Here is a 15,071-nt window from a genome sequence, read left to right as displayed (position 1 = left end):
TGGTAGTAAAAAAAGGAGCTTCTGCTAAAGGCGTGCACGTCCTGTGCACAACGCAGAAGTCACCACATCCTGTGGAAGTCCTGTGAGAGTAGGACGTCGCCATGCAAGATGAAGTGCAGCTGATGAGGCTGCTCTTTTTTTGTTTGACTAAGTATTAAATGTAGTTGCTCTAAAGGATGAGACAAGAAAAGACAGAGGAAAGTAAAACACCAAACGGGGTAAGTAAAAAGAGAAACGAGTTAAGTAAAACACCAAACGGGGTAAGTAAAAGAGAAGCGAGGAAAGTAAAATGCCAAACGGGGTAAGTAAAAAGAGAAACGAGGAAAGTAAAACACCAAACGGGGTAAGTAAAAAGAGAAACGAGTTAAGTAAAACGCCAAACGGGGTAAGTAAAAGAGAAGCGAGGAAAGTAAAATGCCAAACGGGGTAAGTAAAAAGGGAAACGAGTTAAGTAAAACACCAAATGGGGTAAGTAAAAGAGAAACGAGTTAAGTAAAACGCCAAACGGGGTAAGTAAAAGAGAAGCGAGGAAAGTAAAACACCAAATGGGGTAAGTAAAAAGAGAAACGAGGAAAGTAAAACGCCAAACGGGGTAAGTAAAAAGAGAAACGAGGAAAGTAAAACACCAAACGGGGTAAGTAAAAGAGAAACGAGTTAAGTAAAACGCCAAAAGGGGGTAAGTAAAAAAAAGATACGAGGAAAGTAAAACACCAAACGGGGTAAGTAAAAGAGAAACGAGTTAAGTAAAACACCAAACGAGGTAAGTAAAATCGAAGCAGAGGTAAGTAAAAGAGAAAATGAGTATCAATAAGCAATGAATCATAATGCAATTTTAGCAAACAACTAGAATATAAGAATTAGAAAAAAATATAGAAAATACGAATGAACAAAAAAGCAGTAAAACATAAACCAAAAACGAGAGCACTGGAACACCTACTCTCAATCGGTTTCTGCTAGCATCACTTAAATCCAAAATCTGCGGATCACGTATTACTGCCTCGCTCTAAATTTCCCGAGTAAATAACTACATACTCCGATGAACCCAATCACAGCTAGGCCAAACCATAGTACTGGGACATCACTCCAGCTAGTTAATGGCTGACTATCGGCACTATCGTTGTCACTGTTTCCGAAATCTTCTTCTATAGTAGGGTCTTTACCCTCTCCGAAATCTTCCTCTGTAGTAGGGTCTTTACCTTCTCCTAATATAGCAAGGTCATCACTGGCTAGTGACAATTCTTTTGTTAAGGAACATAAGTTAACACTTAGTTTTCCTTGATTATCTTCCGTAGCATAAACAAGATATTCCTGATTTGCCTCGAATGGGTAGCCGCAGCTTGCGGAGCTTCTAGCTGTATAAAATGTAACTTTCGTTTCAGTTATACCTTTCCATGTTTTATATATTTCGAAAGTAATCTCTACTGGATCTCCGGAAGATGTATGTTCCTTAATGGAATCTTTTCTTTCAATCATTTTCCCTGAAAAAACTGCTGATGAACGCTCTACCTCTTTAGTAACAGGTGGAGGTTGTACACAGGAGCAGGCATATGAAGTGATAGGCTGAACGAATAAAATAGTTGAAAGTACGAAACCGCCAATTAGTAGGATTTTATATAAACGCATCGAATCCCTCCTTTTTAAGTAAGACGACATGAATCTAAAAAAGGTTACGAGCATTCAAATAAGTACTTGAAAAATTTGGATGTGGCTTAGTTTTACTCTTAATAGATAATAAATAAAACCAGCTAGTAAGACTAGCTGGCTGTTTAGGTTTCACTATGTTTTTAGTTATCTCATCATTAAACGTTTATTCATCCTCAGATTGCCTTATGGATACTTTATTTTTTTTGGTTTCATCCGGGATTTGACGATGTAAATGAATAATGAGAAGTCCGTGTTGATAGAAGGCATCCACTCGGTCACTTTTAACAGAGTAGGGAAGTTCGATTTCCTTCTTGAACCTGCCTTGGAAGATGCCTTCTTCAATCATTTTAAAGTCTTTAAATTGTAGGTTGATATTTCCGTCTACCTCGAGGATATTTTGATTGACGAAGACATGAACATCTTCAAGTTTATTCAGTCCAGGAATATTGAAGACGACTAACAGTTCATTGTTACCTTGATAGATGTTGTATTGTGTAACCTGGTTTTGAAGAATGCCCTCGAAGTTTTTCCAAAAGTTTTCACCAAAGAAGCTTTGAAACTGCCCTTTCATGTTGGAAAAATCTTTAAAAAAAGGATGATTCATTGGATACACCTCCATATATACCCTCAGCTTGGCTAGAATACAAGCTCAATACAGATAGCCCACTGATTTTATCCTGATTCATTGTATGAAAAAGTCCAGGGAGTGTGCCTAAATAAAATATGAAACGTTATGAATGTTTGTTACAATATACTTTTACCTTAAAGGAAATACTATGAACAAAGGAGGCAGTGGAGTGGTAATCGAAAATAGTATCGTAATGATTGTCATTATTTTACTTATCAATATTGTATATGTATCATTCTTTACCATCCGGATGATCTTAACGTTAAAAGGACACAGGTATTTAGCGGCCTTGATTAGCACGATTGAAGTGGTGATATATGTAATTGGACTTGGTTTAGTGCTGGATAATCTGAATGAAATTCAAAACCTAGTTGCTTATGCAGTTGGCTATGGAATAGGTGTCATCGTTGGTATGAAAATAGAAGAAAAACTGGCTCTTGGATATATTACAGTTAATGTCATTACAAAAGATTATGATTTGGAATTACCGAAACGATTGCGTGAAAAAGGATATGGTGTTACAACGTGGGAAGCCCATGGATTAGAAGGAGACCGGATGTCACTTCAAATTTTAACACCGAGAAAATATGAGCTTCCGTTATATACTCAAATTAAGGAAATCGATCCTGGGGCATTTATTATTTCCTATGAACCAAAGGCAATTTATGGAGGGTTCTGGGTGAAAAATGTAAAGAGAGGAAAATTACAAAAAAATGAGTAAACAGGTAAAGAAGAAATTTTTCGTGGAAGAAAATGAAACGATCGATCAATGTCTTGAAAGAATGAAATTAGAAGGCTATTCCCCATTTCGTAGAATGGAGGAACCTATATTTCAAGAAGTGGAGATAGATGGTGTAAAGGATGTAGAACCGTGTGGTCGGCGAATTGTCTTTGAAGGAAAGTTAGCAAAATCCGAACATTAAATATGGAAAACTTATGAACGTTCGAATTTAAGGTTGCAAGTTTGCAAAACTACTGATATTATGAAGGTAGAATAAAAAATATGTGCGATAACGTTTGCCTCGTATAATCTTGGGAATATGGCCCATAAGTTTCTACCCAATCACCGTGAATGATTGGACTATGAGGGAAAGTGATAGGGGACTTTTGTTTATTATAACAAGAGTGTCAAGTGCCCAAGTAGATTACTTTCTCTTTATAGGGAACGAATCTATTTTGGGCATTTTTTTTTAGAAGGGGGACATATAGGGATGAAACCAGTGGTTGGGGTTATTATGGGAAGCTCTTCGGATTGGGAAACGATGAGCCACGCTTGTGAAATTTTAGAGGAATTGCATATTCCATTTGAAAAAAAGGTGGTTTCTGCACACAGAACACCAGATTATATGTTTGAATATGCAGAAGCTGCAAGAGATAGAGGAATAAAAGTAATTATTGCAGGTGCAGGTGGAGCTGCCCATTTACCAGGTATGGTAGCAGCGAAAACAACCTTACCAGTCATAGGTGTTCCTGTTCAATCAAAAGCACTAAATGGAATGGATTCACTATTGTCCATTGTCCAAATGCCAGGTGGAGTACCTGTTGCTACTGTTGCCATTGGAAAAGCTGGGGCAACAAATGCAGGCTTACTTGCCGGACAAATTTTAAGCATTAGTGAACCAAGTATAAAAGAGAAGCTTGAACGGAGACGAGTCAAGATGAAGCAGATAGCGTTAGAAATGAGTGATCAGCTTGTATAAGACAATCCATCCAGGAAGCACAATTGGGATCATTGGTGGTGGGCAGCTAGGTAGAATGATGGCACTCTCTGCTAGAGAAATGGGCTACAAAATTGCCGTATTAGATCCTACACCAGATAGCCCATGCGGCCAAATTGCGGATATAGAAATTACAGCACAATACCATGACTTAAAGGCAATAAAGGAATTAGCAATGGTCAGTGATGTGATTACGTACGAGTTTGAGAATATCGATCATGACGCATTAACGTGGTTACATGAGAATACGTATTTGCCACAAGGAACAGAAATGTTACGAATTACACAGGACCGTGAGACTGAAAAAAATGCGATTGTCCATTTAGGAGTGCCGGTTGCACCTTTTAAAATTGTAAACACGGAGCATGAGCTGGAAGATGCCATTTATCAAATTGGATTACCTTGTGTCGTGAAAACATGCCGGGGTGGATATGATGGTAAAGGCCAAGTGGTAGTGAAGAAAATATCAGACATTCCTTCAGCGTATGATTTACTCATAAGCTCAAAATGTATCGTAGAGGGATGGGTCCCTTTTGAAAAGGAAATTTCTGTGATTATAACAAGAAGTCCGAGAGGGGAAGTAAAGACCTTCCCTATTGCTGAAAATATACATGTGAATAACATTTTACATCAAACGATTGTACCAGCTAGAATGAGCGAGCAAGTGATAGAAAAGGCAGAGAAGGTAGCAAGAACGATTGCAGATGGTCTTGGACTTGTTGGGACATTGGCAGTTGAAATGTTTTACGTAAATGAAGATATTTATGTGAATGAGTTAGCTCCTAGGCCACATAATTCTGGTCACTATTCCATTGAAGCATGTATAACAAGTCAATTTGAACAGCATATAAGGGCAGTCTGTAACCTTCCATTAGGAAGTACAGAGCTAGTCACTCCTGCTGTCATGGTGAATTTGTTAGGAGAACATGTGGACTTAGCGCTACAGCACATACAAATACTAGAAAATAGTAAATTACATCTATACGGTAAAAAAGAAGCAAAGCAAAAGCGGAAAATGGGACATATTACGTTTTTAGGTAAAGACGTGGAGAAGCTAATACAAACGATAGAAGTATCACCAATATGGATGGAAAAAGCGGGGGTTAAAAGATGATTGAACGTTACACAAGACCGGAAATGGGTGCAATTTGGACCGAGGAAAATAGATACAATGCATGGCTTGAAGTAGAAATTCTTGCAAGTGAAGCCTGGGCAGAGCTAGGAGAAATTCCAAAAGAAGATGTTGCATTAATTCGTCAAAATGCTTCATTTAACATTAATCGTATTTTAGAAATCGAAGAGGAAACTCGACATGATGTAGTCGCATTTACGAGAGCAGTTTCTGAAACGCTTGGTGAAGAGAAGAAATGGGTACATTACGGTTTAACTTCTACAGATGTTGTAGATACAGCACTGTCCTATCTTTTAAAGCAAGCAAACGATATTTTACGAAAAGACCTTCAAGCGTTTGTGGAGGTGTTAAAGAATAAAGCTGCAGAACACAAATATACCGTTATGATGGGGAGAACACACGGTGTTCACGCTGAGCCAACAACATTTGGACTGAAGCTTGCTCTTTGGTATGAAGAGATGAAGCGTAATGTGGAGCGCTTTGAAGCGGCGGCAAAGGGCATTGAGTTCGGAAAAATCTCTGGTGCAGTTGGAACATATGCGAACATCGATCCATTTGTTGAAAAATATGTGTGTGAAAAGCTTGGGATTCAGCCTGCACCAATCTCTACACAAACACTACAGCGTGACCGTCACGCTCATTATATGTCAACTTTGGCTTTAATCGGTACATCCATTGAGAAATTTGCAACTGAGGTTCGCGGACTTCAAAAGAGCGAAACACGAGAAGTAGAAGAATTTTTTGCAAAAGGTCAAAAAGGATCATCAGCAATGCCTCATAAGCGTAACCCAATTGGGTCTGAAAATATGACAGGTATGGCTCGCGTATTGCGTGGTTACATGATGACTGCTTATGAAAATGTTGCTTTATGGCATGAACGTGATATTTCTCACTCTTCTGCAGAGCGCATCATCCTTCCAGATGCAACAATTGCATTAAACTATATGCTAAACCGATTTACGAACATTGTGAAAAACTTGAGCGTTTTCCCAGAAAACATGAAGCGTAACATGGACCGTACATTTGGGCTAATTTACTCGCAGCGTGTGCTGTTAGCGTTAATTGATAAAGGAATGTCTCGTGAAGAAGCGTATGATACGGTTCAACCGAAAGCGATGGAAGCATGGGAAAAGCAAACATCGTTCAAAGAAATTGTGATGGCTGAAGACAAAATAACGTCTAAATTAACACAAGCTGAAATTGATGATTGCTTTGATTACAGCTATCACCTATCACAAGTAGATGCAATTTTTGAACGCTTAGGACTATAAGAGAGTGTTCAAATAAGAGGACAAAAATAGCCGAGAAGTTCGAGGTGGCAAAAGCTGAGCGCCGGAGTGTATTGGTCTTATACATGAGGAGCAAAGAGGTAAGCCAACGAAGAAATGAGGGCAGCTATTTTTCCCGGACTTTTTGAACATCCACTATAAGGGGGAGCTAACGTGGAGAAGCTTGGCTTGCTATATGAAGGGAAAGCAAAAAAGATTTATGCAACAAACGATCCTGAGATTGTTTGGGTAGAATATAAAGATAGTGCGACAGCCTTTAATGGAGAAAAGAAAGCCACCATTACAGGGAAAGGGCGTTTAAATAATACGATTACGTGTCTATTATTTGACATGCTTCAGAAGCAGGGAATTACTACTCACTTAGTAGAGAAGCTTTCAGACACAGAACAGCTGGTAAAAAGGGTAAGCATTATTCCTTTAGAAGTAGTCGTGCGAAACATAGCAGCCGGCTCTTTATCGAAGCGATTGGGGATTGAGGAGGGGGTTGAGCTTCCCTTTCCAATCGTCGAGCTATATTACAAAAATGATGACCTTGGAGATCCGATTATTAACGAAGATCATATCCGTTTGTTAGAGCTTGCAACAGATGAGCAAGTAAAAGAACTGAAAGAAAAAGCAATTGGTATCAATGAGGTGCTACTACCTTATTTTGATGATAAACATGTTAGATTAATAGATTTCAAGCTTGAGTTTGGGTTAACAAGTGAAGGTACAGTGTTACTTGCCGATGAAATTTCACCTGATACTTGCAGACTCTGGGACAAGGATACAAATGAAAAGCTAGATAAAGATGTTTTTAGAAGAGATTTAGGGAATTTAACAGATGCTTATGAGCAAATATTAAAGCGTTTAGGGGGAGCACAGCATGTATAAAGTAAAGGTATTCGTTACATTAAGAGAGAGCGTTTTAGATCCACAAGGAACAGCTGTAAAAGGTTCCTTGCACTCATTATCTTATAAAGAGGTTCAAGATGTTCGTATTGGTAAATTCCTAGAGTTAACGATTGAAAAGAGCGAGCGCTCAGTAGACGAACTAATTAAAGAAATGTGTGAAAAATTATTAGCGAATACTGTTATCGAAGACTATACGTACGAGGTTGAGGAGGTTGTCTCCCAGTGAAATTTGCAGTAATTGTCTTCCCAGGATCAAACTGTGATGTGGATATGTTCCATGCAATCAAGGATGAGCTAGGTCAAGAAGTGGAGTATGTTTGGCATGATACTGAAAGCTTAGACAAGTACGATGGAATTCTTTTACCTGGTGGATTTTCTTATGGCGATTACTTACGCTGTGGTGCCATTGCTCGTTTCTCAAAGGTAATGCCAGCTGTTATCAAGGCGGCGGAAGAAGGAAAGCCAGTACTTGGCGTTTGTAACGGATTCCAAATACTATTAGAAGCAGGCTTGTTACCTGGTGCTCTTCGTCGGAATAAGAACTTAAAATTTATTTGTGAACAAGTTCCATTAGTGGTAGAAAACAATTCATCGATGTTTACTTCAGGTTATGAAGCAGGGCAAACAATTACGATTCCTGTTGCTCATGGTGAAGGGAACTACTATTGTGACGAAATGACACTTGCTAGATTACTAGAAAACAATCAAATCGCTTTCCGCTATTCGAATGATATAAACGGAAGCTTAGACAATATTGCGGGTATTACAAACGAAAATGGAAATGTATTAGGTATGATGCCTCACCCTGAGCGCGCGGTGGATGCACTACTTGGGAGTGCAGACGGACTAAAATTATTTCAATCAATATTAAAGCATTGGAGGGAAACTCATGTCGTTAATGCTTGAGCCAACATCAGTACAGATTAAAGATCAGAAAATCTACAAAGAAATGGGATTAAATGACGATGAGTTCCTACTTGTTGAAAAGATTTTGGGCCGCTTACCAAACTATACAGAGCTGGGCTTATTCTCTGTTATGTGGTCTGAGCACTGCTCATACAAGAACTCAAAGCCTGTTCTTCGTAAGTTCCCGACAAAGGGTGAGCGCGTTCTTCAAGGACCGGGAGAGGGAGCTGGGATTGTAGATATTGGAGATGAACAAGCCGTTGTGTTCAAAATGGAAAGTCATAACCACCCATCAGCGATTGAACCATACCAAGGAGCAGCAACAGGTGTGGGCGGAATAATCCGTGATGTATTCTCCATGGGTGCTCGTCCGGTTGCACTATTAAATTCCTTACGTTTTGGAGAGCTAACGTCTCCCCGAATGAAATATTTGTTTGAAAATGTGGTAGCGGGTATCGCTGGATACGGTAACTGTGTAGGGATCCCTACAGTTGGGGGAGAAATTCAATTTGACCCATCCTATGATGGAAATCCACTTGTAAATGCTATGTGTGTTGGATTAATTGATCATAAGGATATTAAAAAGGGTGTTGCTTCTGGTGTTGGGAACACGGTCATGTATGTCGGGGCAAAAACCGGTCGTGATGGTATTCACGGTGCAACGTTTGCTTCTGAAGAGCTTTCAGAAGAGTCAGAAGCAAAGCGTCCAGCTGTTCAAGTTGGTGATCCATTTATGGAGAAGCTTTTACTTGAAGCATGTCTAGAGCTTGTGAAATGTGATGCACTAGTTGGTATTCAAGATATGGGTGCTGCTGGATTAACATCATCTTCAGCTGAGATGGCAAGTAAAGCAGGATCTGGTATCGAAATGAACCTAGACCTAGTTCCTCAACGTGAATCAGGGATGACAGCTTATGAAATGATGCTTTCTGAATCTCAAGAGCGTATGTTAATCGTTGTTGAAAAAGGAAGAGAACAAGAAATTCAAGATATCGTAACGAAGTATGGCTTAGAGGCAGTAGCGGTGGGTGTCGTAACAGATGACAAGAACCTCCGTTTAGTGCATAAAGGGGAAGTTGTTGCAAACGTTCCAGTTGATGCTCTAGCTGAGGATGCACCAGTGTACCATAAGCCATCAGCTGAGCCAGCTTACTTCCGTGAGTTCCAATCGATGGAGAATGATATTCCTGAAATAGATAATGTGGAAGAAACATTAGTTCAGTTATTATCTCAACCTACGATTGCAAGTAAAGAGTGGGTTTATAATCAATATGACTATATGGTTCGAACAAATACAGTAGTCTCACCAGGCTCTGATGCAGCAGTTGTGCGTATCCGTGGTACTCGTAAGGCACTTGCGATGACAACTGATTGTAATTCACGTTACATTTACTTGGACCCTGAAACGGGCGGGAAAATTGCTGTTGCGGAAGCTGCGCGTAACGTCGTGTGTTCCGGAGCTGAGCCAATTGCGATTACAGATTGCTTAAACTTCGGTAATCCTGAAAAACCAGAGATTTTCTGGCAGCTTGAAAAGGCTGTTGATGGTATGAGTGCAGCATGTACAGCACTTAATTCACCAGTTATCTCTGGTAACGTGTCACTATATAATGAAACAAATGGTACAGCGATTTACCCGACGCCTACAGTTGGAATGGTTGGATTAATTCAAGATATTGATCACATTACAACGCAAAGCTTTAAAAAGGCGGGAGATTTAATTTATGTGATCGGTGAAACGAAGGAAGAGTTTGGTGGTAGTGAGCTTCAAAAGCTAACATATGGACGTATTTTTGGAAAAGCACCTGAGTTAGACCTTGAAAAGGAAGCAACTCGCCAGTCTCAGATTTTAGGTGCGATTCGCGCAGGTCTTGTTCAATCTGCTCATGACGTATCTGAAGGTGGACTTGGTGTTGCCCTTGCAGAATCATTATTTAGTACAAATTTAGGAGCAGATGTTCAGCTAGAAGGTATGCCGGCGGTGGCTCTATTCAGTGAAACACAATCTCGTTTTGTTGTAACAGTTTCTCCAGCAAACAAAGAGCGTTTTGAAGAGCTTGTGGATGCTACATTAGTTGGTAATGTAACAAATGAGTCTAACCTTGTGATTCGCATCGAAGACAATAGGGTAGTTGATACTTCAGTTGATTCATTACGTAATGCTTGGAAAGGAGCTATCCCATGCTTGCTGAAATCAAAGGCTTAAATGAAGAATGCGGTATTTTTGGTGTCTGGGGCCATAAAGACGCTGCCCAGGTCACTTATTACGGTCTTCACAGCCTTCAGCACCGAGGACAAGAAGGTGCTGGAATCGTTGTAACAGATGGGGAGCATTTAAAAAGTGTGAAGGGATTAGGACTTGTTACAGAAGTATTTAAACAAGACCAAATTCAGGAGCTATACGGAAAAGCAGCCATTGGTCATGTTCGCTATGCAACAGCAGGTGGAGGCGGGTATGAGAATGTTCAGCCGCTTCTGTTCCACTCGCAAACAGGTGGACTGGCACTCGCGCATAACGGAAATCTGGTGAACGCGAACGCTTTAAAGCATCAACTCGAAGGACAAGGAAGTATTTTTCAAACAACTTCGGATACAGAGGTGTTAGCTCACCTTATTAAGCGTGGTGGCAACTTACCTTTAAAGGATCGCGTGAAAAATGCCTTAACGATGTTAAAGGGTGCGTATGCATTCTTAATCATGACTGAAGATCAAATGATGATTGCCCTTGATCCACTTGGCATGAGACCACTTTCATTAGGTCGACTTGGAGATTCTTACGTTGTGGCTTCTGAGACATGTGCTTTTGACGTAGTTGGTGCAACATTTGAGCGTGAAGTGGAACCTGGCGAACTCATTATCATATCAGATGAAGGGATTATATCTGAACGGTTTTCAGGCTTTCAACACCGTGCGATCTGTAGTATGGAGTATATATATTTTGCAAGACCAGATAGTAATGTTGACCGCATTAATGTTCATAGTGCTCGTAAAAGCTTAGGAAAATGGCTAGCATTAGAAGCTCCTGCTGAAGCTGATGTTGTAACAGGGGTACCTGATTCTAGTATATCTGCTGCCATTGGCTATGCTGAAGCGATGGGTATTCCATATGAGCTTGGGCTCATTAAAAACCGTTATGTCGGTAGAACGTTTATTCAGCCTTCACAGAGCTTACGGGAGCAAGGAGTAAAGATGAAGCTTTCACCAGTTCGTGGAATTGTAGAAGGAAAGCGGGTCGTTATGGTGGATGATTCAATAGTTCGCGGAACGACAAGTCGCCGTATTGTGAATATGCTTCGCGAGGCTGGGGCGAAAGAGGTCCACGTTCGAATAAGCTCACCGCCGATTAAAAATCCATGCTTCTATGGAATTGATACGTCAACGAAGGAAGAGCTCATTGCGTCATCTCATTCTGTAGAGGAAATAAGAAAGTTAATTGGTGCAGATTCTTTATCTTTTTTAAGTAATGAAGGATTATTGAAGGCAATTGGACGCCCAGACGAGGATGAATACCGTGGACAATGTATGGCATGCTTTACAGGAAAATATCCAACTGAAATTTATCCAGATACCGTACACCCACACGAAAAGTGTTGAGTTAAACTCTAAGTAGTTAGGTGAAATCAATTTGTGCTTCAACAATTAAAGCAATGGAGGCTTGTCCCCCATTGCTTTAAAAGGCTAAAAGGGGGATTTATGGTGGCGAATTCATATAAGGAAGCTGGAGTGGACATTGAAGCTGGCTATGAAGCTGTTTCAAGAATGAAAAAACATGTTCAACGTACGATGCGAAGTGGTGTAATGGGAAGTATTGGTGGGTTTGGTGGAATGTTTGACCTTTCCTCATTAAACCTAAAAGAGCCTGTACTTGTATCAGGTACTGATGGTGTGGGGACAAAGCTTATGCTAGCGTTTATGATGGATAAGCACGATACGATCGGAATAGATGCTGTTGCCATGTGTGTAAATGATATTGTGGTTCAAGGAGCAGAGCCTTTATTCTTTTTAGATTATATAGCATGCGGGAAAGCAATTCCGGAAAAAATCGAAGCAATTGTGAAAGGGATTTCTGATGGCTGTGAACAAGCGGGGTGTGCTCTCGTAGGTGGAGAGACAGCGGAGATGCCAGGTATGTACGATGAACAGGAATATGATTTAGCCGGTTTTTCTGTTGGCGCTGTTGAGAAATCAAAAATTGTAACAGGTCAAAAGGTACAGCCAGGTGATTGCTTAATTGGTTTAACTTCAAGTGGACTTCACAGTAATGGCTTCTCATTAGTTCGGAAAATCCTTTTAGAGCAGGCGGGCTTTTCGTTAACAGATAAAGTCGAAGGTCTTGAAGGAACGCTAGGGGAAGAATTACTAACTCCAACAAAAATATACGTAAAGCCGTTATTACAAGTCATGAAAAACTTTGATATTAAAGGAATGGCACATATTACAGGTGGAGGGTTTATTGAAAATATCCCAAGAATGCTTCCAGAAAATTGCAGTGCTGAAATTGACAACGGATCATGGCCAATCCCTCCAATTTTTAATGTCTTACAACGAGAAGGTAACCTCGAGCAAAAAGAAATGTTTAATATCTTTAACATGGGTATTGGCATGGTCGTTGCGGTGAGTGAAGCAGATTTAATCCCAGTCATTCAAGAATTAGAAGCACAAGGTGAAAAAGCGTTTATTATTGGACGTGTAAAGGAAGGTTCTGGAGTAACATTTGGTGGAGGAGCTTTAAGATGAAGCGTATAGCGATTTTTGCTTCTGGGTCAGGCAGTAACTTTCAAGCTATTGTTGATTCAGTAAAAGCTGGAAGCTTACAGGCTGAAGTATCTTTACTCGTTTGTGATCAGGAACAAGCTAAGGTAATAGAAAGAGCGAATCAAGCTGGAGTTCCTACGTATGTTTTTACGGCTAAATCGTTTAGCTCCAAAAAACATTACGAAGAAGCCATTTTAACGGAGCTAAAAAACTATGAAATTGACTGGCTGGTCCTTGCCGGTTATATGCGGTTAGTAGGGGAAACTCTGTTGCACGCCTATGATGGAAGGATTGTGAATATCCACCCTTCTCTATTACCTGCTTTCCCAGGATTAGATGCGATAGGTCAGGCTTTTGAAGCGAAGGTAAAAATTACGGGAGTAACGGTTCACTTTGTTGATGAAGGAATGGATACTGGTCCAATTATTGCTCAAGAAGCAGTACGAATTGAGGAACACGATACGTATGAAAGCTTACAGGCAAACATTCAAAAGGTTGAACATGATCTGTATCCAAAAACGATAGAGGCAATCTTAACTGGAGGGGCGAAATAATGACGATAAAACGAGCATTAGTAAGTGTTTCGGATAAGGAAGGATTACTCCCTTTCGTAAAAGGGCTAGCAGCACTTGGAGTAGAAATTATCTCTACTGGTGGAACAAGCAAACTATTAGAAGAAAACGGGATCAAGGTTATAGGAATCTCTGAGGTGACAGACTTCCCAGAGATGCTAGATGGCAGGGTGAAAACACTTCATCCAATGATTCATGGTGGTCTTCTAGGGGTTCGTGATAACGAAGATCACGTGAAGACGATGGAAGAGCATGGAATCAAAAATATTGACCTAGTAGTTGTGAACTTATATCCATTTAAAGAAACGATTCAAAAGCAGGATGTTACGTATGCAGATGCGATAGAAAATATTGATATTGGTGGCCCATCAATGCTTCGTTCTGCTGCGAAAAATCATAAATTTGTGACAGTGGTTGTAGACCCTGCTGATTATGACGTGGTTTTAGGTGAGATAGCCGAAAGCAAAGCGGTTTCATTTGAAACGAAGCAACGTTTAGCGGCCAAAGTGTTCCGTCATACTGCAGCATATGATGCACTAATTGCAGAGTACTTAACAAATCAAGTCGGAGAAGAGCATCCAGAGTCGTTGACAGTAACTTTTGAAAAGAAGCAGGATCTTCGATATGGTGAAAACCCTCATCAAAAGGCGGCTTTCTATCAAAAGTCGATCCCAGTTGGTGGTTCCATTTCCTCAGCCGTTCAGCTGCATGGAAAAGAGTTATCTTATAACAATATTAATGACGCTGATGCCGCATTATCAATAGTGAAAGAATTTGAAGCTCCTGCTGTTGTCGCAGTGAAGCATATGAACCCTTGTGGAGTAGGTGTGGGTGAAACGATTCATATTGCTTTTGAAAAGGCTTATGAAGCAGATCCTGTTTCTATTTTCGGTGGAATCGTCGCAGCTAATCGCGAAATTGATGCAGATACTGCAATAAAACTGAAAGAGATTTTTTTAGAAATTATCATTGCACCAAACTTCTCAAAGGAAGCACTTGAAATTTTAACCTCGAAAAAGAACTTACGTTTACTTGAAGTAGATATTCAAGGGAACAAAGGTATTGAAAACCGCTTATCAACGGTAAGTGGTGGTGTGCTTGTTCAAGAGAGTGACCACTATACATTTGAAGATGCAGCCATTAAGGTGGTAACAAAAAGGGAACCAACTGAACAAGAATGGGCAGATTTAAAGCTAGCTTGGAAAGTAGTGAAGCATGTAAAGTCCAATGCAATTGTGCTTGCGAAGGATGATATGACGATCGGTATCGGTGCTGGTCAAATGAACCGTGTAGGAGCAGCAAACATTGCGATTAACCAAGCAGGAGACAATGCTCATGGAGCCGCCCTAGGTTCAGATGCATTTTTCCCAATGGATGATACAGTCGAAGCGGCAGCAAAAGCAGGAGTAACGGCGATTATTCAACCAGGTGGATCGATTCGAGATGAAGACTCCATTAAGAAGGCTGATGAATACGGAATTACGATGGTATTTACAGGCGTTCGCCACTTCAAACATTAAGGAGGAGCTATAG

At 40.3% G+C, this 15,071-nt stretch carries 16 protein-coding genes and 1 riboswitch; of the genes, 14 read left to right on the top strand and 2 right to left on the bottom strand.

Going from position 1 to position 15,071, the window contains the following annotated elements:
- The first annotated feature begins 289 nt into the window (after positions 1 to 289).
- Positions 290 to 430 (top strand): hypothetical protein, encoded by a 141-nt coding sequence (locus tag ACFSCX_RS15450; protein ID WP_377929145.1) that lies wholly within the window; start codon positions 290 to 292, stop codon positions 428 to 430.
- A 560-nt stretch (positions 431 to 990) separates the two neighbouring features.
- Here the strand turns inward: ACFSCX_RS15450 and ACFSCX_RS15445 are convergent.
- Both ACFSCX_RS15445 and ACFSCX_RS15440 read right to left on the bottom strand, forming a co-directional pair.
- On the bottom strand, positions 991 to 1,623 hold the full coding sequence (locus tag ACFSCX_RS15445; protein WP_377929144.1) for a hypothetical protein: 633 nt from the start codon (positions 1,621 to 1,623) through the stop codon (positions 991 to 993).
- Positions 1,624 to 1,807: 184 nt separating this feature from the next.
- On the bottom strand, positions 1,808 to 2,248 hold the full coding sequence (locus ACFSCX_RS15440) for an Hsp20/alpha crystallin family protein (protein ID WP_377929143.1): 441 nt from the start codon (positions 2,246 to 2,248) through the stop codon (positions 1,808 to 1,810).
- 217 nt (positions 2,249 to 2,465) lie between these two features.
- On the opposite strand from ACFSCX_RS15440, the gene ACFSCX_RS15435 reads away from it, so the two are divergent.
- From ACFSCX_RS15435 to purH, 13 genes are all read left to right on the top strand, one after another.
- Positions 2,466 to 2,993 carry a DUF2179 domain-containing protein gene (locus ACFSCX_RS15435; protein WP_377929152.1) on the top strand — a complete coding sequence of 176 codons (528 nt, stop codon included), beginning with the start codon at positions 2,466 to 2,468 and terminating at the stop codon, positions 2,991 to 2,993.
- Positions 2,986 to 3,195 carry an NETI motif-containing protein gene (locus ACFSCX_RS15430; protein WP_377929142.1) on the top strand — a complete coding sequence of 70 codons (210 nt, stop codon included), beginning with the start codon at positions 2,986 to 2,988 and terminating at the stop codon, positions 3,193 to 3,195. The genes ACFSCX_RS15435 and ACFSCX_RS15430 overlap by 8 nt, the downstream gene beginning before the upstream one ends.
- 79 nt (positions 3,196 to 3,274) lie before the next feature.
- A riboswitch (purine riboswitch) is annotated at positions 3,275 to 3,376 on the top strand.
- A 107-nt stretch (positions 3,377 to 3,483) separates the two neighbouring features.
- Positions 3,484 to 3,972 carry a 5-(carboxyamino)imidazole ribonucleotide mutase gene (purE, locus tag ACFSCX_RS15425; RefSeq protein WP_377929141.1) on the top strand — a complete coding sequence of 163 codons (489 nt, stop codon included), beginning with the start codon at positions 3,484 to 3,486 and terminating at the stop codon, positions 3,970 to 3,972.
- On the top strand, positions 3,959 to 5,104 hold the full coding sequence (gene purK / locus ACFSCX_RS15420; protein WP_377929151.1) for a 5-(carboxyamino)imidazole ribonucleotide synthase: 1,146 nt from the start codon (positions 3,959 to 3,961) through the stop codon (positions 5,102 to 5,104). Before purE ends, purK begins: the two co-directional genes overlap by 14 nt.
- Positions 5,101 to 6,393 (top strand): adenylosuccinate lyase, encoded by a 1,293-nt coding sequence (purB, locus tag ACFSCX_RS15415; protein WP_377929140.1) that lies wholly within the window; start codon positions 5,101 to 5,103, stop codon positions 6,391 to 6,393. The genes purK and purB overlap by 4 nt, the downstream gene beginning before the upstream one ends.
- Before the next feature lie 171 nt (positions 6,394 to 6,564).
- Positions 6,565 to 7,284: a phosphoribosylaminoimidazolesuccinocarboxamide synthase gene (purC, locus tag ACFSCX_RS15410; protein WP_377929139.1), complete on the top strand. Its 720-nt coding sequence runs from the start codon at positions 6,565 to 6,567 to the stop codon at positions 7,282 to 7,284.
- Positions 7,277 to 7,531 carry a phosphoribosylformylglycinamidine synthase subunit PurS gene (gene purS / locus ACFSCX_RS15405; protein ID WP_377929138.1) on the top strand — a complete coding sequence of 85 codons (255 nt, stop codon included), beginning with the start codon at positions 7,277 to 7,279 and terminating at the stop codon, positions 7,529 to 7,531. The genes purC and purS overlap by 8 nt, the downstream gene beginning before the upstream one ends.
- Positions 7,528 to 8,211 (top strand): phosphoribosylformylglycinamidine synthase subunit PurQ, encoded by a 684-nt coding sequence (gene purQ, locus ACFSCX_RS15400; protein ID WP_377929137.1) that lies wholly within the window; start codon positions 7,528 to 7,530, stop codon positions 8,209 to 8,211. Before purS ends, purQ begins: the two co-directional genes overlap by 4 nt.
- Complete coding sequence (gene purL / locus ACFSCX_RS15395; protein WP_377929136.1) at positions 8,195 to 10,417, top strand: phosphoribosylformylglycinamidine synthase subunit PurL; 2,223 nt, start codon at positions 8,195 to 8,197, stop codon at positions 10,415 to 10,417. The genes purQ and purL overlap by 17 nt, the downstream gene beginning before the upstream one ends.
- Positions 10,393 to 11,805 (top strand): amidophosphoribosyltransferase, encoded by a 1,413-nt coding sequence (gene purF, locus ACFSCX_RS15390; RefSeq protein ID WP_377929135.1) that lies wholly within the window; start codon positions 10,393 to 10,395, stop codon positions 11,803 to 11,805. Before purL ends, purF begins: the two co-directional genes overlap by 25 nt.
- A gap of 102 nt (positions 11,806 to 11,907) precedes the next feature.
- On the top strand, positions 11,908 to 12,948 hold the full coding sequence (gene purM, locus ACFSCX_RS15385; protein ID WP_377929134.1) for a phosphoribosylformylglycinamidine cyclo-ligase: 1,041 nt from the start codon (positions 11,908 to 11,910) through the stop codon (positions 12,946 to 12,948).
- The gene (purN, locus tag ACFSCX_RS15380) at positions 12,945 to 13,520 is read left to right on the top strand and encodes a phosphoribosylglycinamide formyltransferase (RefSeq protein WP_377929133.1); all 576 of its coding nucleotides are present in this window, start codon (positions 12,945 to 12,947) and stop codon (positions 13,518 to 13,520) included. Before purM ends, purN begins: the two co-directional genes overlap by 4 nt.
- Entirely contained in the window at positions 13,520 to 15,058 is a 1,539-nt protein-coding gene (gene purH, locus ACFSCX_RS15375) for a bifunctional phosphoribosylaminoimidazolecarboxamide formyltransferase/IMP cyclohydrolase (RefSeq protein ID WP_377929132.1), read from the top strand. Before purN ends, purH begins: the two co-directional genes overlap by 1 nt.
- Positions 15,059 to 15,071 lie beyond the last annotated feature (13 nt).

Source organism: Bacillus salitolerans (genome assembly GCF_042680805.1).
GTDB lineage: Bacteria > Bacillota > Bacilli > Bacillales > SA4 > Bacillus_CJ > Bacillus_CJ salitolerans.
This window is presented reverse-complemented; position numbering and strand designations above follow the sequence as displayed.